The sequence below is a fragment of the Nonomuraea sp. NPDC049158 genome (assembly GCF_040648335.1).
Classification (GTDB): domain Bacteria; phylum Actinomycetota; class Actinomycetes; order Streptosporangiales; family Streptosporangiaceae; genus Nonomuraea.
Map to the genome: position 1 here is coordinate 1 of NZ_JBEZDM010000026.1, position 20,211 is coordinate 20,211.

Below are 20,211 nucleotides of genomic sequence, written 5' to 3' on the forward strand. Positions count from 1 at the left end.
AGGACACCAGCACGCTTGATCAAGAAGTAGTCAACTACGAAGAGGTGGGGACTTCTACATGGCCACCAGCGGCGACACCCACTTGGCCGTTGACAATTGTCCGGGGGCGCCGACTTCAGCAGGGTTCCGAGCTGGCGGAGAAGCTCACGTCCTCTGTTCCGATTGCCGACGCTGCGTGCTTGCTCAAGCCGCGTGATCGTTCTTGCAGCGGATTCACGGATGCGCATCTCCTCCCGGCGGTCGAGGTGGGCGGTCGACGGATCACCGGACATGGAGGTCGTAGGCGCCCTTCGCGCTTCAGGGAGCGCGGACTCTTCCTGATCAGTCTTGATCGCATGCTGCTTCGCGGACACCCGTGGATAGGTGTCAACCTGTGGGGCGAGCAGCGGGGTTTGTATCGCCGGAGCGATTGCCAGCCCGCCTGAGTCAATTATCCAACGAAGTCTCAGTTGCTGGGGATCTACATTAGCTCGCACCGAGGCCGGCCCCAGGATTTGATACTGCTGGTCGACAGCTAGCTCCGCGTAAGCGCACGGAAGTACGACAACGGCATCGCCGATGACGATTCCGGCAGGAGTTTGCACCTTGACCGTGAGCGACTGACTGTCCCTCTCGCCATCACCTATATGTTGCCAGGGGCGCGTCTTTGTTTCTTTCGGAGTGATTAGAAGCCCGGACACATCGAGAGGGAACCCGACAACTGTACGTTCTTCTCTATCGCTCAATTGACGGACACCAACTAGGTCTGAGTGTGACCGACGAACACGATCAATGTCAGCTGTGGAGATTCCGGATTGCGTCAGCCGCCAACCGGAGATGACCTCCCAGTCGACTGGCCGCCCCGGGAGTTGGACTGCGACAAAGATCCTTCGAGTGCCCGCTTGGGTCTCGCAGCGAATGCGTAAGGCGTACCCGTCCCGATCGAGCGCCGCGTACGATGCACGGGAATTCATACCGAAGATCCACTGCACGGCTCGGCCTTCGACACGGAGCTGCCTGTCTCGGTGCCACCAACTGCGCTCGTCACCGACGAGTTGGACGGCGACCAGAGGAAACTGTCCGGGCGGAGCGACGATTAGCTCCGTGCAGCCACCGCCTGAGGTGAAGCCATCGTTGATGACAGGGTTTCCTGCGGGGTTCATGCCGCGGCTCTTGAGCCACTTCGACAGCTCATGATGGATATAAAGGTGATCAGCAGAGTCGACGCCGAGGTTGACCCGTCGGCACACGTGAGTGGCTCGATCAGCGTGATGCGCGAAATGCGGAACCTTGACCTGGCCGATCCGGTCCATCAACTGCTTGCTACAACCGCCCAGGTGCGTTCCGCACCAGAACGTGTTGCCCATACGATCATGGTTTGCTCGGAACTGGAGAGCTTCAGTTCGGTCGAGGGGCATAAGGATCGGCTCGTAGGAGCCCGGCCCGCCAAGAACGGCAGTCTGGACTCTTCGCGTATCTTCCTGCACGCGGACATCACCTCGCACTTCCGCTGAAAATATCGCATTTGGAACCTGGATGGAACTCCTCTCGGCGGCCCCGTTGAGCTCGCATGCCGACGGGTGAAAACTGGCGCCCTAGGAATCGAGCGACGCCAAGGGGTCAGGATTCAGCCGTCGTTAACAGCGCATTTCCCGCCCCAACCGGTCTCGCTACGGTCGCGGCCAGATGATGGTGAGGCGCTGTCCCAATGCAGCAGAACGGGCAGCGATGGCTTCATCGGTCCACGTGTCCGGGTGGGCCGCCACGATCTCGGCGTTGAGTTTCAGGGTTGCATGCTTGAGGAGCAGGGTCCTCTTGCCGATGGTCGATGCCGGGTCGGATAGACCTCGTGCCTCCACCTCTCCGTCGGTCCATGGCCGGTTCGAGAGCTTGGGATTGAGACGGTCATTGACGAGGGTCAGATTCCCCAGCGTCTGGACGAGGTGGTCACGGCGTTGGCGAGCAGGGTGGTCGGCGATGTCGCTGTCCCAGTGCTCACCCCAGCTCTGGGGCATGACGTGCTCGATCGTGAGGCATCCGCGCGGACAGTGCTCATGCTCTGACCACTTTCCTCTGGCGTCGTCCTCCAGAGCTTCGAGGATCATACGAAGGCGAGTGCGGGTGAGGTCCTTGTAGACCTTGACCGTCTGAACGGCCTCAATGAGTTCTTGGTCGGATGGCCAGTAGCCGGCGGTGGCTGTACCTCTCGCGAAGAAGGCCTCGGTGATGTCTCCTGCGACTTCCGGTCCGTTGCGGTCCAGCGCTTGTAGAAGCTCGACAATGATCCGGTTGTAGTTCTTGGTCGTCAACTTGCAGAGCATGCGGCGAACCAGCCAGCTCTCCATCGCGCGCAGTGCCTTGAGGCGCTGCTCGATTGGCATCCGCGTCTCTGGCCATCGCAGGATCCACAACAGGAACGGCCCAACGACTGAGGCCTCCATGACGTTGATGACGCGATAGTAGAAGGTGCCTTCGGGCGAGTCCCAAGGGAGGCGCTCAAGCTCTGCGTATACCTTTGCATCGGCGGATAGATCCCGCATGACCTCCCAAGCTGCGAGTTCTGAAGTGCGGATGTGATCGCGGAACTCGGTAAAGACCCGGTCGGCAGGTATGTCATGGAGCCGCCGCATAGTCAGCCAGTAGTTAATGAAGATGTCGACATAGGGCCGATAGAGCCGCCCCTGCCGTACGGCGCGACGCCAGTGGTTGGAGTCAAACGGTTTCCAGTACTTTTTGTAGAGGTCTTCCAGGTCTTCATTTTGAGCCGTAGCCAGTTGGAAGACCATGTTTTTGATTAGATCGGCGGCGAGAAGCGGTGTGCCACGGTGGTTCAGGGTCTCGAAGATGACCTGTGCGTTGTCGCCGGGCTCGAGATCGATGACAACCAGCCTGAGATAGCTCCGGAGCGCATGTGTTAGTGCGGTGATCCTGCGCTTGCACTTGTCGGGGTCGCCGTCCGGATCCGCCCATTCGCTGATTTCCCTTATAAAATACACGTGCGCCGCCGCGATGCTGCTGCTGGCAAGCTCACCTGTCACCTCTCGCTCGTTGTCCATGACGGCGCGGAATGCGTCCTGATCACTATCCGTCGGCCATACCTTGAAGACCTCATCGGGTTGCTGTACCAAATCCCTGTTGTTGAGGACGAGTGCTTCTAGAGCTTTTCCATCGATGGCCGAGCCATGCTGCTCTGCCACGAGCTGCGCGGCATCGAGGAGGATCTGCAAGGTCGTCAAACGCTGCTGCCCGTCGATGACATGTCGTACGGGTATGAATGCGGTCGGCGTCAGCTGCTGTTCCAGGACGATCGCGCCCAGAAAGTGTGGAGGTATCGACGATCCTCCGTATAGCGAGTCCTTGGCATCTAGGACCTGCTCAGCAACAGCGCGCACGTCATCCCAGAGGGGCTCCCACTGGTCTACTTGGTTCCAGACGTAGGGGCGCTGGAAAAGAGGGATCAGGTATCGGATAGGGCTAGCGAAGATTTCGGCGGGGGTGCGAGTGTCCGCTTTCATGGTTCCTCGGGGGAGACGGTGATACCGGCGGGGTCTAGAAGTCAAGGCACTCAACTTCGGTGCTTCTTACACTCTGAGGCCTTTTGGAGGAAACTCTACGCTGACCAGAAGAGAAATTCAGCAGCTCCTGTAACTCTACGCGAGAGTAGCTGATCAGTCGTCGAGAGGGCTGAAGTGGTATGGAGGATTTATGGCTTAAGCATCGTAAAGGTGCCAGCTACATGTCCCCTCGAGCTGCACGGTGAGTTTTTGCCAGCGGCAAACCTTCCTCCTGAGCCAGCTCCGCTTGAGCATAGCGAGACCCTCCACCCTGGGAGCGACAATAGGCTGATTAAGTGGTCTCGGCGCTGCCCATCCGGCGGAGCATCTCAAGGACGAATCTCGATACGCCATGGGCGTTCCGAGCACCCCAGCCGGTTTCCCAGTAGCGGCCGTAGTAGAGCACGACAGCTATCTTTGCGCGGGTCAGTGCAACATAGAAGGCACGTCGTGCCTGGGCGAGGGCGTCAGGCGTCGGTTCGAGGAACTGCCTGCGCTGCCTAGACCATCGACGGTACGGCATTATGCCGTCCACCAGTCCCGGGAGGAGGACGAAGTCCCACTCTCGGCTCTTTGCTGAGTGGTAGGTGGTCAACGTAACTTTTCCTCGTCGAACTGAACCGGCAACGTCGCCAAGAGTAAGGCGGTGTTCCCGAGCAGCATCCTGGAATCCGCGCAGCGCAAACTGATCACGCTGGATCGGACTGCGGGCCCCGATCTCTTCGAGGCCAAGTGCCTCATCTAGCGAGGCCACCCAGGGGGCCAGGAGTTCCTCGGCGCTGCCTACCCTGAGTACTGCGGCTAGTTGGCCGCCTGCGCTATGAGTGAGGAGTTTGGGAAGCCCGCTGGCTTGGCGGAGTCGGTTGTACGTGTGCGCCAGGTCCGTGATCGTATTCACTTGGTCGATGTGGCGTTCTCCGTCAACCCAAGAGGAGGGTTGTGGGCCGACGATGGCTCGAGCCGCACAATCTTTAATGAAGTCTGCCAAATCACCCTTAGGTAGTCGCTGCTCAGCCTCGAAGACGTACGGAACGTTGCCGGCGTCCAGCGCCTCGGTCAGTGCATCCAGTAGCGGACCGCGGCTCGGATAAAGAATGGCGACACTGTGCAATGGCCATCCTGCTGAAGAGATCTCGGAGATTTTCTTGAGCACCGCGTGAGCGTGGTCTTCGAGCCCACCAGCGATAGAAACGGGCTCAACGACGCCGAGGTCCTCCCGGGCAGGATCTGCACACTGGTCACGCTGCTCATTAAGGGCCAGGTGGCTGGCGGCAATGATCGCTTGCCCGCAGCGATAGTTGATTCCGAGGAATACTTCATGAAAGCCCTGGCGGGCAGCCAATTCCCAAAGATAGCGGGGGCTGGCTCCGGCGAATGACATGACCGTCTGGTCTGGATCGCCGAAGGCGGCGACCCGTACGCCTTCCTTGTCATGAAGGTGGAGAACCAACGCGTGCAATACGGGGCCCAGATCCTGATACTCGTCCACGGTCATCCAGGGAAACCTGGCGCCGATCATTCGCGAGATGTTGGGGTTCTTCTGGAGAATGCGCAGCGACTGGGAGACGATGAGATCGTGGTCGAACAATTCCGCTTCTAGCAGTTGCTCGTCGAACCTCTTCGCAACCTGGGAGAGGTATGCGAGGTCCTCAAGATTCTCTCCCGCGGCGAGGATGCGCCTAGCCTTGACCACATCAGTGCTGGATGCCCAAACGCCCTCGGCGTCGAGGCATGCCTTCAGCCGAGAGGTCCACTCATCCGACTTCTCATCGACGATGCTGGCCGGCCCAGGTGCAGCGACACCGACCAGCGGGCCGTACGGGCGAAGGATGCTTCCGAGGCACCAACTGTGCGAAGTGCTGGAGACGAGGCGGCGGCCGGGGGTGATTCCCAGTGAACGGAGCCGGTTCGTGACCTCGCGCGCCGCAGAACGTGTGTATGTTATCGCGGCGACGCTCCGCCACGGCGATATTTGCTGTGTAGACAGGAGACAACCAACCTTCGCCACCAGCGTTCGCGTCTTCCCTGAACCCGGCCCTGCCAGCACCGCGAGGTCACCGACATGCAGCACTGCTTGACGTTGCTCCTCGTTCAGGGCAGCGAGTTCATTAGCCAGAGCAGAATCGCGGCGCCTCACACCTGCTCCCCAGCTTGTTCATGAGTGGCCTGCTCGGGGAGCAGTAGCCCGTGCCCGCGGATTCCCCATGAGATGCGATCAAGAGCTGCCAGAAGGTAGCCGTACGTCCCGTGGTCCATCCAAGCGGGCGCGCTCTGGTCTGGGTCTGTGTTGCTGTCGAGCTTGCTCGAAATGTCGGCCAGCACAGCTTCGGCGATGTCGGTAGCGTGTTCCACGTGGTCGGCCAGTCGCTGCGCGAACCGCCCCTTGCTCACGTAGTTGATCCGGCGAAGCAGTTCTTTGCGATCATCTGGCCCTCCGATTCCGGCGTCGATGGCCTTAACGGCTTGGTCGAATTTGGCGACGAGGGAGGATGACTCTTCCAGCTCTTGGTGTGCATCGCACATCTGCTCGTATAGAAGCGGAGCAATATCCACTTCGAGGGTCTGCTGGCCTACGAAGATATCCGCACGCGTAACGTCACGCCGCGCTCCGGTGGGATCAGCTGCTTCTCCGTCTTTGATGAGGCCTTGAACGATCGCGCTCAACTCTTCTTGCTGGGCCTTGGACGGAAGCAACGTTGCCGCACGGGCTAGGCCGCCGAACACATAGCTGTCCTTTCCGTACGGATCGCCATCTGTGATGATCACGTGGGGAATGTTCAGCGCGTCGGGACCCAGCAGTCTTCGATAGGGACTGAAGTTGACGCCGTCGATATTGGCGACGATCACACCGTGTGCATCCAGATCGAAGCCGAAGATACGTGCCAAAGCCGGCAGGAGATACACCTCAGACGGGCCCTCGACAAGGATGGCGGCCTGACAGAAGAGGAGTTCCGCTCGGCTGACTGTTAGGTAGCGTTCCAGATCGGCACGCTCACCCTTCGTGATTTGCATCTTGGTCGTGGTGGCGGCAGTGGTACCACCACCTGGCGCAGTTCGAAGTAGGACGAGCGAATCAAGCTTGGTCACCGCAGCGATGTGGGGACTGTGCGTAGTAACGACGAGCGCCGTCTCCATACTCAGCAGGTATCTGAACAACTGGCGCTGGAGCACTGGATGAATGTGCGCTTCCGGCTCCTCGACCCCGAGGATCGCGTGGAGCAGAAGGTCCGCCTTTTGGCCGCGTCGTGATTCCAGCCGCTGAAGCAGAAGACCGAGATAGAGCACGTTGGCGTTCCCGGTGGATGTCTCCCCAACGCCACGACTTCGGTTGGCGTCGACGAAGAGGCGGATGGATTTGAGCAGCCGGGCTGGGTCGCTGGAAGCGAAGCCGAGAGTGGGGCTGATGCCGAGTTGAGGGCCGGCCATGTTTGCCACGCGGGTTGCCAGGCCTTCAGCAACCGATGTGATCTTGCCATCCTCCGCAAGAACGTTCATGGCCTTCTTGATGCTGCCAGCCGCGGCGTCCAGAGCGTGGTCATCTGGTGGGCTGGCCTCCAGAAGGTCATGGAGAGGGGAGCCGCGATAGCGGGAGAGCTCGCCGATGGCGTCTCGCAGAGGCGGAAGCACCGTCACGGATACGCCGTGCCGGATATGCTTCGCGTTCCCTTCATCATTTGGTCCGCCGACGATGTCGAAATCGTAGTCCTTGATCGACAAGCGAGGGCCTTCGGCTAGATCCTTCGGTCGCCAGAGGTAGGTGATGCGGGCAGTCAGCGGCGCGGTGTTGACGATGCAGCCGTCAAGCGCGCCCTGCGTGTCCTGATCGTCCTCGAAGTCGGTGATGTCTATCTCGATACGGACTTCGACACCGTCGGCGACCGTTCCGTCGCCGTGCTCGCAGATGTCCTCCTTGCGGAGGCGCCGAGCGCTATCCGGCAGATCCGGGTCGAGCACCAGGCGGAGCCCGTACAGGAAGTTCGACTTGCCGATGCCGTTCTCGCCCACGAGCACGGCATTGCCCGGGAACGCCTCGATCTCAAGATGAGCGAAGTTGCGGAAGTTGCGGATGAGGACCCTGGCGATGCGCATGACCACCCCTGTCGCCTGGTTGGGAGTGTCGCTCGCCTCTCATGACCCATCAGGCGAGAACAGCAACAGGGCTCACAATAGCATGTGAGTCGAGTTCACGGCATTTAGGTTTGGGTACTGCTAGTCGGATCCTCCGATGCTTCCCGTTGTGAGCTCAGCTAGGCCAAGTTGGATCAGCAAGCTGGCCTGCCCCAATGACCGATCCACTGCCCGCTCGAAGAGCTCCAGGTGGCGGAAAGCTTCTCCAAGCCGCTGCTGTTCAAGTAGGGGAAGCCTCGGAATCTCTGCACGCCTGATGTCCGCACGCGATGTTCCCGTTTGCCCCCGTACCGGGCTTGATGCTCCGGAAACCCGGAGGAAGCCTGCCAGGCACGAGGGGTCGATGCGCTCGGGGTCCACGCGAAAGAGATAGAGGCCTGGACCGAGTACTGCCCCACCTTCTTCGATCACTCTGGCGACCAGGGCTCGCCCGCCCGAAGGGACGACGACGTCACCTGGTTCGAGGGCGACCGTGTCAGTGGTCAGCCGGGTGCGACCGCTTGGTCCGCTCCCGTCGAGCACGTCGTTCACGGTGAGGACGGGGAAATTGCCTGGAACGGCCTCGGTCTTCGGGGCCTGGAGGATCGTGAGAGCACCCGCACGGACCTGCTCGGCGATGGTGGTCTTGGGAAGTTCGACATGGGCAGACTTGAGTTTGCGAAGATTGCGGACGGCATGCTGAAGATCGCCGACGGAATCTGTTACTTCGTCCAATAGTGTGGAGAACCCCTGCTTCGTATTCTCAGGGGTAGGACTGCCTACATGACGCGCTGGTGTCAGGTCGACATCTTCATCCAGTAGGTCGATGACCGGGACAACGCATTCCGAGCCCTCGCCTGGCGACTGTGAGAATGTTCGCCATCGTTCGAGCGCGACGTCGCGTACTTGGTCTTCCGGAAGGTCAGATAGGTCGAGCATCAACACGTGTGACGGAATTGGATCCCCAGGTGAGGGGCGACGCAGGATCCACAGATGAGGGGAGGCCAGCGACCCGGGGGCGGTGCCGGGCGGCAATGCAACGACGGCACGCAATGTTCCAGTCCGCAGAAGTTGAGCCCGAATCCGACGACCAGATCGTCGATCGGAGGCGGATGGCGGCATTACCACGGTCATGTGGCGGCCTGGTTTGAGGTGGTATAGGCCGTGCTGGACCCACGGCAGTTCGGGTTCGCCGCGCGGAGGCAGGCCGTAGAGCCAGCGGACGTCCGAAGAGAGTTTTTCGTAGCCCCAATTGCGTTCCCCGAAGGGTGGGATGCAAGCCACGGCATCGGCTTGGATGGCGCCGAATTTGTCGTCTCGGATTGCGTCACCAGAACGCACGGCGCCTCGATGTCCGTGAAGATGGAGGCGGACTGCGGCGATGCGGGCGGAGTGTTCCTCGCGCTCTTGGCCGAAGAGTTGGTCGGCGCCATTCCCTGCTGCGGTCATAAGCATCGAGCCGAGACCGCATGAGGGATCAAAGAAAATTCCAGCATCGGCGTCAGCGAGGGTCACTAGGAGTTCGGCTATCTGCCTGGACACAGTGCCGACTCGTCGGGAGTGGGCTTCGAGGTAGCGCTCATACATGAAGTCAAAGACATGCGCAGTATTACGCTCGAGGGCCAGTTCAGCAATTGTTCTAAGTAGTTGGGCTTCCAGAAGGGATTCCGGCTCACCGGGCAGCTCGAGAGACGCCAGCTCATCTGTCAGGCGATCAGTTAGCTCGCGGTCAGGGCTCTTCGCGATCTGTTTCCACGTGCCCGAAGACCGTTCAAGAAACAGTAGAAAGGCACCCACGTGGCCTAGCACATGTCCAAGATGGAGATCATCGACGCTGGCTTTGATCTGCTGCCAGACCCGCTCCTCCTCCTGTACTTTTGTGAGCTTTCCCTGGCGGCGCAACCAGGCTTCGACATCTGTGAGGGAAAAGAGCGGGCTGCTTGAGGTGCCTCCTACAGGCGAGGGGAAGTCCTCGAAACGCCGACGCCAGTTGCTGACGGCGGCGCGCCCAACCCCCGCCAACCTTGCGATGTCGGCCGCTGCGACCGTGGCGCTGTCGTGCATGTGTTACCCCAAACTTGAAAGTGCCGCCGCATACATATGCACTGGGTCGGCAGAAATATTCCTACTCACCCAGCCATGCAATGGCGGAAGATCGCGGATCAAGGGAAGAAGCTGCTGATATACCGCGACGGCGGTCTCAGGGCGCCTTCCCGGGCTTTTAGCCAGCAACCATCGAATCAGGCCTTCCAACTCATCTGGAACGTCTTCTATGGGCGCGGGCTCTTCCTGCTGACTTCGGGCGATCTCTCGCAGCAGGTCGTCGTGCTGGAACGGTCTGGAACCGGTGAGCAGCTCGTACAGCAGGCAGCCAACGGTATAGAGGTCGCTCGCCCGGCTGGCCGGCTCCCCATCGACGAGCTCGGGTGCCATGTAGCGGGCCGATCCGGGGATCTGCCCGACCGCCGTGATCGTAGAGAACTCGCTCGCGCCGAGCGAAGTCGCCACGCCAAAGTCAATAACCTTGACCATGCCGTTCGGGCAGAGCACCAGATTTTCCGGCTTGACGTCGCGATGGATCAGCTCGGCGTTGTGTGCCGCGGCCAGCACCGCGCAGACCTGGGCTCCGATGAATGCCGCCCAGGGGTATGGCAGGCAGCCGTGCTCGTCCTTGAGCTTGCCAACCGTGTCTCCGGGCAGCGCTTCCATCACCATGAACAGGTCACCGTCGTTACCGAAGTCGTAGACCACCGGCACTCCGGGATGGCTGAGTCTGGCGGTGATTCTGGCTTCCCGACTGAACCGCCGCCGCGCGTCCGCAGCTGAGACAAGGTCGGCAGAACGGATCAGCTTGATGGCCACTGGCCGGTTGAGCCGCAGGTCCTTGGCTTCCCAGACCTGCCCCATCCCGCCCTGACCGATGGGTGATGTGATCTTGTAGCGCTCTGCGACGGTTCTCATGGCAGGAACCGGCTTTTCCGGCCGTTCCAGGAGATGACGATGCTGTCCCTGGCACGGGTGCTGGCCACGAACAGCAATGAGCGAGCCCGCTGCATTTCACGTCGGAACCGCAACGGATCGCTCTCCTCAAAGTCGAGGTTCCGCGGCACCAGCCCTTCCGCGACTCCCGCAATGATCATCCGCTGGTATTCCAGCCCCTTGAACCGGTGCATCGTCCCGACATGCACGGGCGCCTCTACCAACCGAGGGCCGTCACTGGTGATGGAGCAGGAGACGATCTCAGCTCGGCCAAGTCGGTTCTCCACCTCGGCGACCATCCACCGCTCCGGCACTGCGACAGCGATCGATCCACCGCCCCACTGCTTGACCTGCCGGACGATCCCGTCCAGCTCAGCATCCCAGGTGGAGTAAGGAACCAGCTGCGGCTCAGGACCGCGCAGCACCGACCGATAACCGGTCAGGTTGTCGGTACCGACGTCCAGATCATCCCATTCCTCCTGGCCGAGCATGCGTACAGCGGTGCCGAGGATCTCGTGCGTCGTGCGATAGCTCAGTGTCAGCTTCGAGGAACGCCCTCTGATATTGATCCCCAGGCTCCCTAGCGAAACGTAGTTGCCGTAGATCCGCTGGTGAGTGTCACCTGCGATGAACAGATCATCCGAACCTTCCGGAATCATCGCTCGCAGCATCTTCCAGTGCGCGACGGACAAGTCCTGGGCCTCGTCGACCACGATGTGCCGGTAGCGGGGCCGGTGCCAGATGCCCGACTCGCGCTGCAACCCGGCATTGGCCTCATACGACGCCCGATCCCTGGCCTTCTCCGTCTCCATCCGCGCCGCCCGCTCGGCGAACTGCTGGTTGGTCCACACACCCTTCGCATCCAGCCGCATCACGTAGCGCTCGGCGAGCCGCCAGATGGCCGCGCGATCCTCACGGCTGATGGGACGACCACGTCCGGCCCGACGTGCGCGGAAGTAGTCAGCCCGGGTGGCAGCGGCCTGACCGAGGATGACCTGGGACCACTCGGCGTGCAGGAAGTCGGCGTCCCACCGGGTCTCCCCCTCCTCCAGCAGCAGGTCCTCCCACTCCTTCACCGCCTTGGTGTCGTCGATCCACGACCGTCGCCCACCAGAAGGTGCCTCGGCAACGATCGCGCTGGCCACCTTGTCGACGTTGACAATGTCCGCGTACTGGAGGATCTCGGAGCCGGCCAGCGCGATCAGACGCTGTCGCAGATCGGCGGCAAGGTTGGTGTTGAACGTGGTGAGGAGGACCTTCCCCGAGCCCGGACCGAGCCGGTCCACCAGGTGCTTGACCCGATGCAGGGCGACGATCGTCTTGCCGGTGCCGGGACCGCCGCTGATCCGCGCAGGGCCGCTGTAGGCCCGTTCAACGATCTTGCGCTGAGTGGGGTGGAGGAACACCCTCCAGCGGCCGAAGTCGCCCTGCTCAAGCACCTCCTGCAGATCGGCATCCTCGGTGGTGACCGTGGCTGGGCGGACCAACGCCGCCTGGTAGTCGTCGGCGTCGATCTCCTCGGTGACCGCAACCGGTGTGGTGATCTGGTCGAGGACCTCCTCCGGGGTCTTGCCCGAGTACAGGGCGAGCAGGACCTCCCCGGTGAGCTGGGGTGCGTAGGAGGCCAAGCCCAGCAACTCGTCCTCGGTTGTGATCTTCGCGATCAGGCCGAGCAGCGGTTCCGCCACACCCAGGTCGAGGAGCTGCTCGGCGGAGAACTTGGCGAACAGCGGCTCCGGTCCGGTCGGCTTCTCGACAACCGCGGCCTCGATGGTGACCAGGTCGACGAACTCGATGCCACCGGTGACCGGGTTGATCTGGTAGGCGAACTTGTCGAGGTTGTCGTAGACCTCCTGCCGCGGCTTGACCGCGACGAGGATGTAGTCGGATCCTCCCGCGTGCAGGAGCAACGCACGGTAGTCCAGATTCACCCGAGCCGAGAACAGCCGTGGGTGTCCCTCCAGCCGCTTGAAACGCAGCCCCGGGTTGTTGATGTCCTGCCGGAACTTGTGCTGGAAGTCGTAGATGGCCCCCTTGACCGCCCGGGGCAGCTTGAGGATCTCCTTGTCGGCCTTGTCCAGCAGCCGAAGCGTTGCCCCACTCACGCCAAGCCTCCCATGAGCTCGTCGGGCGTCCAGCCCGCCACAGTTCGCGCGTCCCAGCCCGCCTCGGCGTAGGCGGCATCACGTCTATGCGCTTCGTCGTCCTCTCCAGCGAGGACGACAGCCACCTTGGCCAAGGGCCAAGCCAGCTCGGCCTGCCACAGCTGCTCTCCCAGCTCGAAACCCACCTGCGGCGCGACCGTCCCGGCAGCTGCCAACGCATGAGCGAATTCCGCCAACCCCGGCTCGTCCGGGTCCAGTAGGTCGAGTACTTCTTCCCATCTAGTGGAGACATCTCGTACGGCGTCCGCTGACCGTACGAGGCTGACTTCCTCATCAGAGCGCAGTTCCTCATCAAGCGGCATCAGGCTGAGCGCGCTCAGGAATCCAGCACCACCCGCAGCAGCGAGCTGCGCCGTATTGAAGAGGTCCAGTCCGGTGTAGGCGAGTTGAGCACTGTCTCCCTGTCCGGCGTCGAGGAACTGCAGCAAGTTCCCCCAATAGAGCCAGTCGGCCCACCGCCGTTTGTGGGTCACCTCGTCGGCAAGGATGGTCTCGGACCGATCGTCGATCACCGTGAAAGCGCTGAAGACGCGCTGATCGAGAATCATTGTCAGCGACTCGCCTCTGCACACGCCGATCTTGCCGAGCGCTGGCGCCGGAAGCGGAAGGCCCCGCACCGACGCGGTGACCCGCTCGGCCACACCTGCCATGTCACAGATGCTCCTGTCCGTGGCCGCCGACAACGCTCCCGCGACTACCGCCTCGGCTCTGCGCAACCACAGCTCCGGATCGGGCGAGCCCAGGTAGGCGAGCAGGGTCTCGATCGGATTGGTCCACATCGTGCGCACCAACTCGTCCGGGTCGCGGCCAGTGAGCTGCTGGTAGTAGGCACGCCCTTTCGCTTGGGCGTTCCCGAGGTACGGCACGCGCGACGGCTCACGCGACGAGCTGGGAGCGAACCCGTTCTCCTCCCACGTTTCGAGGTCTTCCCAGGTGAGCTGGAAGACCAGCCCACGATGAGCCCGCAGCCGGAGACGCTTCACCGCGTCGTCGGCAAGCCGGTTGATATCGGCGGTCGCGTGGTAGGCGTAGCCGTCCAGGTAGACCGAGACCTCCTGTGGCTCGGAGTCGACCAGGCGGAACACCACGTCGGGCCGGGTGCCGCGGATGGTGTTCTGCAGGGTCATCCGCCAGTGCCGAACATTGCCGTCCGGTCCTTCGATCCGCAGGTCGGCGGTCTTGCGCCCATTGACCACCTCGCCTCGCGCGAGGGTTCCTGGCGTGTCGCCACGTCGAGCCCAGTCCTCCATCCCACCGAGGAAGCGCGCCTCCAGTTCGCTCTCGACCTGGTCCCAAAGGGAGATATCGCTGGTGTTGACGACATCGGTGACTTGCCAGTCGTCCAGCAGTTCGGCCAGCATCTCCTCGGCATCGGCCCGGCTGACCTTGTCGTAGTCGCTGCCGGGCACGTGCGAGAGCAGACAGCGGTGGCAAGCCCGCTTGGCGCTGTCCTGCTTGCATCGGCACTCGGACACGATCTTGTATGCCTCGATCAGCACCTCGCGGAAACCCTCGGGTGCCGCGAGCCTGTGCAGATATCCGGTGCCGCCCGGCAGGGTGTCATGCAGCACGAGGAAGCGCCGCCTACGTCCGGTGGCATGGTCGGGCATGGTGGCGGTGACGATCGACAGGTGGTCCGGATCTCCGCCGTACTTGGCGGCGACCCCGCCCATCAGCGCCGCCGCGAAGGTGGCCGTCCGCTCGGCTGCCATCAGGGTGGCGATAGGCAGCAGGATGCGCAGCGCCTCGGTGTTCAGCTCGTGCGCCAGGATCACCTTGACGTGCTCGGTGTCTTGAGCCGCACGCCGGAAGACGCACCAGGGCCGATGATGCCGGCGACTCTTGTCCGCCCAGGAGGTCGCGATCAGGCCGTCCGACTCGGCGACGGAAGGCGGACCGTCCACGGTGGTGCCGCCACACGCCGGGCAGACGTGGAACGGGTTGAGCCGGGCATCCTCGCCGGCGAACTTCTTGAAGTCCTGCCGGTCGTTGCGCATCGTCCCCAGATTGAACCGCCGGACTACGGCCTTGCGGGTGAAGTCCACACCGAACACGACTTTGTGGTGCCGCCAGGAGCCAGGTGCGATGTCGGCGGCGTCGATGTCCACCGCGACCGCGCGCTCGTAGTACCGCTGCTGCCGATCGTCGCTGTCGTCGCCGATCTGGGCATCGTCGCGGCGGTCGTGCGCGTAAACCCTGGTGGGCCGCAGCACCTTGTAGAGGGACTCGACCTCGCCTAGGGCGGCGCTGCCGCAGCGCGGGCAGAGCGAGGTGTCTTCGACTGCCTGGCTGGTCCGCACGTAGCCGCAGTCCCCGCAAACCCGCCAATCCTCCCAGGTCGAGCGTGACGGCGTGCCGATGTCCAGACCGGTGACCTTGTGCTCGTACCCGCGCATGTAGAAGGAGTTGCCGGGCGCCAGCTCGGTCAGCGCCAGCCGCGCCGATCGCTTGTACTCGCGGACCTCAGAGTGATATTGCTTGCCGCCCGGGACCTGCTCCTCCCAGGTGATCGTCGCCTCAAGCGCGGTCGCGGAGTCGATCAGCGAGTAGTTGGGCAGCAGCCCGAGTTCGACCAGCGCGCTCTGGGCATTCTCCCGGCCGATCTCGCCGATGAGTTTGGCTACCGCCCGCCGCTCCGCCGACAGCGATCGCTTGACGGCCTGCTGGGTCCGGTCCGACTCGACGAGCGACTCGACCGCCTCATCGATCGACGACAGCCGCTCTCGCAGATCCGCCAACCGCTGACCCCACGTTTCGGCAGCCTTCTGTACGGCCTGTGCCAGGCCCGATCCGGCGAATGCCCGCAGATCCGAAGCGGCCTCGGGCGTCACCGCCGATCCGAACAGGTCAAGGAACCCTTCGACCGCACTCGAACCCAGCACCGCCGGGACGAAGGAAGCCAACCAACCCGTATCCGCGAACAACGCCGAAGCCCGGCGCGGCAACGGCAACACCCCTGTGATCTGCCCCCGAGCGCACAGGTCGACCAGGTGCGCGAAATACTGCCGACGCAAGATCTCCACCGCCGACAGATAGCTGCCGGGCGGCACGATCTCTCCGGCGATCATCTCGGTCGGTTCGTTGAGGAAGTACAGGTCCCGAGGCGAGCGTCCAACCATTGTCACCATGAAGGCGTTGCCCGTCTGACGCCCCGCGCGGCCGACCCGCTGCACATAATTGGCCGGTCCCGGCGGCAGCGAGGCCAGGATCACCGCTGACAGTTCGCCGATGTCAATGCCCAGCTCCAGCGTGGGCGTGCACGAGAGCACGTTCGGATCGTTGTAGCGGGTGCCCGTCCGGAAGCGTTCCTCCACCTGCTCTCGCTGGCGGCGAGTGAGCGCGCCGGTGTGCTCGGCCGTGACCACCCGGAACGGCTCGTGTCCCAGGTAGAGCCGCCGGTAGTAGTCGTCGCGGTACTTCCTGGTGCCCCGATCGGTCAGGTGGCCACCACAGCGGTAGCGCGGGCACGGCTGGCCGTACCAATCGGCGACCAGTTCGGGACGGATCGTCTGCTGCCACGCGCACCGGTCACAGCCGAGGCCAGCATCGTTGACCTGCTCGTCCTCCAGCGCGTACACCATGATGTGCCCGGGTTGCAGGCCGTACACCCCGGTCGCGCCGTCGGGCACTCGCTTCGCGATAACCCCTTCCGAAGCCAACACCGGCAGCAACCTGGCCAGATACTCCCCCGCTTGCCCCTTGCCCAGCTCCAGGCACCGGGTCGCCCAGTCCTGCGGCCAACCCTGGTCAGAGTCGATTCGATCGAACTCGGATTTGTTGTTCTTGAACCGGTCAAGCAGAAAGCTCGGCGCGCTCAACCCACGAGGAAAGGCCGGCATACCGTCCGGCCGCTGCCCCCAGATCGCCCGGTACCGGTTGGTCCCAGCGATTCTGATCCACTCGTCCAGCCAGACGTGCTTGATCGCGCCTCGATAACGCAACCGGTCCAGGAACCCACGCACGAACGCTAGATACCGCGCGTCGGGCTGCCGTTCGATCATCCCGGACAGCCCGATATGCACGTCCCGTGCGAGCTCCGCAATCTTCTGCGGGTCGTCAAGCACTACCTCGCCGACCGCGGTGCGGGTCAGGTCGAGAGTACGGCCCTGCCGGCTGCGCAGTCCGAACTCCAGAGTCGTCTGGAAGGCCAGCCGTTCCCCGATCAGGTCCCACGCCTGCGGACTGCCGCTGGTCGTCTCGGCGAGGATCGCGTCGATCTCTGGCCGGTCATGCAGGTCGGGGGGCACCACGGCGGGCAGCACACCCGACTCGCTGGCCGCCGCCGTCAGATCCCCGATCAAGTCGTTGAGTAGGATCGGCGCCTCCGGATCCAGCCGAGAACTGATCAGCCGCCGCAGCGAGAACGCGAACGACCGATTGGCCACGAATCCGGCCCGGTGCGCCGCGTCCTGCACCGAGTCGTTGAACAGGAGGGTCTTGCGCTGCTTGGCCTCAAGCTGACCACCCGCGAACAGCTGGGTGACCGCCACCGACGCCAGCGAAGCCAGGCCCGCACCGAGGAAGCGAATACCCTGCTCCATATCGCAGGCCGGGCACCGGTCCTGCGTCGCCGCGGTGTTCCCTTCCTGCTTGGTACTCAGGTTCGCCAGCACGAAGACGATGTCACCCTTGCCGAACGTGTCCCGCTCGGGATCGTAGGGGCGGACGCGGTCGCCATCGAGAATCTGCAGACCCTTGGCGCTCGCCTCGGCCTCACCCTTGGTGGCTTGAATGAGCGGGCGGACCCGCTTCTTCTCCGGGCCTACCGCCGAGCGGTAGATCTTCTCTGGGCTGGTAACCAGCTCGGCCGGGTCCTTCTCCGGTGAGAACGCCGCCCACCCCGACCGGCCACAATGACGGCAGTAGACGGCGGGCAGCAAGCTCTTGCCCAGCACGCTGAGGGTGGAGTCGGCGTCGGTGACCGGCAGCTCACCGATCCACCCGAATGCCGGAGAATTGTGCACCAGGCGCAGGAGCCGCGACACGGCGCGCACCCACATGTGCGTCTCGACCATCAGGAACGGCCGCTTCGGGTTGTCCGGGTCCCGAGCCTGCGACAGCAATGCCACAAAGCGCGCCAGCGCGGTCGCGGCCTTGACCGGGTTGTCACGGATGTAGGCACCCCAGTTGTAGGCGCCCTTCCTCGGCAACCGCTCCAGCATCTCCTCAAGCGTCTTTGGCTTCCCGTCACCGAGCAGGTCCAGCACCGCTTGGGTGAGTATGTGCTGCCTCAGCGTTCTGCCGAGTTCGGCGTCGCTGATCGTGTTCCTGCCCGTGACAGCCGCGGCGAGCTGGGTCATCGCCCCCTGGCTGCGCAGCGGATCACCGCAAGCGATCAGCTCCTCGGGCCCCGGGAGCGGCAGAGTGACGTCGATGTCGCCGATGAACTCCTCGGCAGTCAGCCGGTCCTCGCCCACCACGGCGTCCTCTGGGAATGCCGTGCCGAAGACCTGCTCGGCCACCTCACGGATCTGCGTCCCGTCTCCGCCCTCGCCCAGAGTCGCCGAGGTCGCGACCGGGCAGATGTCACCCAGCGGACTACCCGGTCGCGCATGCCCGGTCGCCGCCGACAGCCGCCGCAGCAGCATGGCCACGTCGGTGCCCTGGGCGCCGTCGTAGGTGTGGAACTCGTCTACGACCACGTAGGCCAGCTCAGCGTCCTTCCACAGCGGCAGATCGTCCGCTCGCTGGAGCAGAAGGTCGAGCATCTTGTAGTTGGTGATCAGGATGTCCGGCGGGTTGCGCCGGATCTCCGCCCGCTGCGTCATCACCTTCGGGTAGCCGACCTCCGGCGTGTCACCGATGTAGAGCGCGGCGGTGACCTCCTCCATCCCGGCCATCTGAAGGTAGTCGTTGATCCGGTGCGCCTGGTCGGCCGCCAGGGCGTTCATCGGGTACAGCAGCACGGCCTTCACCCCGTGCCTGCCCTGCGCCCTCTTCCTCCGGCAGTGGTCCAGCACCGGCAGCAGGAAAGACTCCGTTTTTCCTGAGCCCGTACCCGTCGTGATCAGCGTCGGCTCGGCCTGCTTTCCGAGCGTGCTCAGCCGTTCGAACGCCTTCGCCTGGTGCCGGTAGGGCGTGAACCCGTTCGGCACCCACTCCAGCCGGTCCCGCCACCCGTCCTCCGCCGTACGAAACGGCGTCCTGATGCGCAGGTACGGCCCGCGGAAGATGCCCTGCTCGGGGTCATTCAGGAAGCGCTTGAGCGCTTCACTGCTCGCGGGGTCAGAGAGGGCGAAGGTCGTGGTGAGGTACTGGGTCAGGCTTTCCCGCAACTCCTCCGCCGCGAGCGTCGGCTTCATCGGGCATCGCCTGGCCGGCCGTCTCGACGCCCTTCGATATCGTCCTCGACCTGCTCCAACTCATCGAGCAAGCCGGCCTCATACCGGGCCAGAATCTCTCGCACCTCGTCAGCGGACTCCTGATCGGCACGGGCCGCCTCCAGGGCACGCCGTTGCGTATCGAAGTCCATGAATTTCTCATGGGCGATGCTTTTGGCGTGCTCCGCGGAGACCTTCCCCGCATCAGCGAGAACCTTCATGTCGTTGGCTTGGATGAACCGATCGGTCGCCACGATCCAGTCGGACATGGAGAGTTCCTGCCGTCGCCGCGCGCGTAGCTCGGCGAAGTCGAGGAACTGTGTGGTCAGCATGTTCAGCATGCTGATCTCATCCGAGTCGAGGTAGTTTTTGGAGATCGTGACATCGTCCTTGCGAACCCGCACTCCCTTCCACGAGGTGAGCCCCATGTTGGGCTTGCCAGGATCCACCCGGTTGACGATCAGCTCCGCGGCGGTGCAGCCGGTGACCGCGTAGACGAGCTTGTTCTGGATGGTGGCGAAGAAGGTGCCGGCCACAGGCGACGACTTGTCGTAGTCCACGCTCGTCGCCGCGAAGACATCGCGGACCTTCTGGTAAAAGCGTTTCTCCGAGGCCCGGATATCACGGATGCGTTCGAGAAGCTCATCGAAGTAGTCGAAACCGCCGGGGTCCTTGAGCCGCTCATCGTGCAGCGCAAACCCCTTGACCAGGTATTCACGCAGGATGGTCGTCGCCCACTGCCGGAACTGAATCCCACGCGGCGACCTCACCCGATAACCGACCGCGAGGATCATATCGAGGTTGTAGGAAAGAACCTGGCGACGAACCTGTCTTGCGCCTTCCAGGCGAACTATTTCCTGTTGGGAAATAGTTGCTTCGGTCAGCTCGCCATCCTCAAGGATCGACGTGATGTGCTTGTTGACGTTCGGCACGCCGGTGTCGAACAACTCGGCCATCTCCGCCTGCGTCAGCCAGACAGTCCCGTCGGCCGCCCGCATGCTAACTTCTGCGCGTCCGTCCTCCGTCCGGTAGAGGATGATCTCCCCGTGCTCACCGGTCACGTCCCTCACATCCTTTCCCGAACGTTTCGGCGTCCCAACTCCAGAG

At 63.1% G+C, this 20,211-nt stretch carries 10 protein-coding genes; 1 reads left to right on the forward strand and 9 read right to left on the reverse strand.

The genetic code is table 11. The annotated features are described in order from the left end of the window. On the reverse strand, nt 1–1,292 hold a 1,292-nt coding region (locus AB0B61_RS39765), incomplete at its 3' end, for a hypothetical protein (RefSeq protein WP_358443917.1). On the opposite strand from AB0B61_RS39765, the gene AB0B61_RS39770 reads away from it, so the two are divergent. After that, nucleotides 1,188–1,493: a hypothetical protein gene (locus tag AB0B61_RS39770; RefSeq protein ID WP_358443925.1), complete on the forward strand. Its 306-nt coding sequence runs from the start codon at nt 1,188–1,190 to the stop codon at nt 1,491–1,493. The genes AB0B61_RS39765 and AB0B61_RS39770 overlap by 105 nt on opposite strands. A 156-nt stretch (nt 1,494–1,649) precedes the next feature. Here AB0B61_RS39770 and AB0B61_RS39775 read toward each other — a convergent pair whose 3' ends face one another. The 8 genes from AB0B61_RS39775 to AB0B61_RS39810 all read right to left on the reverse strand — a co-directional run bounded on the left by AB0B61_RS39775 (nt 1,650) and on the right by AB0B61_RS39810 (nt 20,165). Further along, complete coding sequence (locus AB0B61_RS39775) at nt 1,650–3,494, reverse strand: DUF262 domain-containing protein (protein WP_358443590.1); 1,845 nt, start codon at nt 3,492–3,494, stop codon at nt 1,650–1,652. A gap of 331 nt (nt 3,495–3,825) precedes the next feature. After that, the gene (locus AB0B61_RS39780) at nt 3,826–5,670 is read right to left on the reverse strand and encodes an ATP-dependent helicase (RefSeq protein ID WP_358443593.1); all 1,845 of its coding nucleotides are present in this window, start codon (nt 5,668–5,670) and stop codon (nt 3,826–3,828) included. Beyond that, nucleotides 5,667–7,622: an AAA family ATPase gene (locus tag AB0B61_RS39785; protein ID WP_358443595.1), complete on the reverse strand. Its 1,956-nt coding sequence runs from the start codon at nt 7,620–7,622 to the stop codon at nt 5,667–5,669. Before AB0B61_RS39785 ends, AB0B61_RS39780 begins: the two co-directional genes overlap by 4 nt. 120 nt (nt 7,623–7,742) lie before the next feature. Beyond that, nucleotides 7,743–9,704 carry an N-6 DNA methylase gene (locus AB0B61_RS39790; protein ID WP_358443597.1) on the reverse strand — a complete coding sequence of 654 codons (1,962 nt, stop codon included), beginning with the start codon at nt 9,702–9,704 and terminating at the stop codon, nt 7,743–7,745. 3 nt (nt 9,705–9,707) lie between these two features. Beyond that, entirely contained in the window at nt 9,708–10,601 is an 894-nt protein-coding gene (locus AB0B61_RS39795) for a serine/threonine-protein kinase (protein ID WP_358443600.1), read from the reverse strand. Continuing rightward, entirely contained in the window at nt 10,598–12,724 is a 2,127-nt protein-coding gene (locus tag AB0B61_RS39800; protein ID WP_358443602.1) for a UvrD-helicase domain-containing protein, read from the reverse strand. The genes AB0B61_RS39795 and AB0B61_RS39800 overlap by 4 nt, the downstream gene beginning before the upstream one ends. Then, nucleotides 12,721–19,086, reverse strand: a complete 6,366-nt coding sequence (locus AB0B61_RS39805) for a DEAD/DEAH box helicase (protein ID WP_358443605.1) — start codon at nt 19,084–19,086, stop codon at nt 12,721–12,723. The genes AB0B61_RS39800 and AB0B61_RS39805 overlap by 4 nt, the downstream gene beginning before the upstream one ends. Next, complete coding sequence (locus AB0B61_RS39810; protein ID WP_358443608.1) at nt 19,083–20,165, reverse strand: virulence RhuM family protein; 1,083 nt, start codon at nt 20,163–20,165, stop codon at nt 19,083–19,085. Before AB0B61_RS39810 ends, AB0B61_RS39805 begins: the two co-directional genes overlap by 4 nt. Nucleotides 20,166–20,211: the final 46 nt, after the last annotated feature.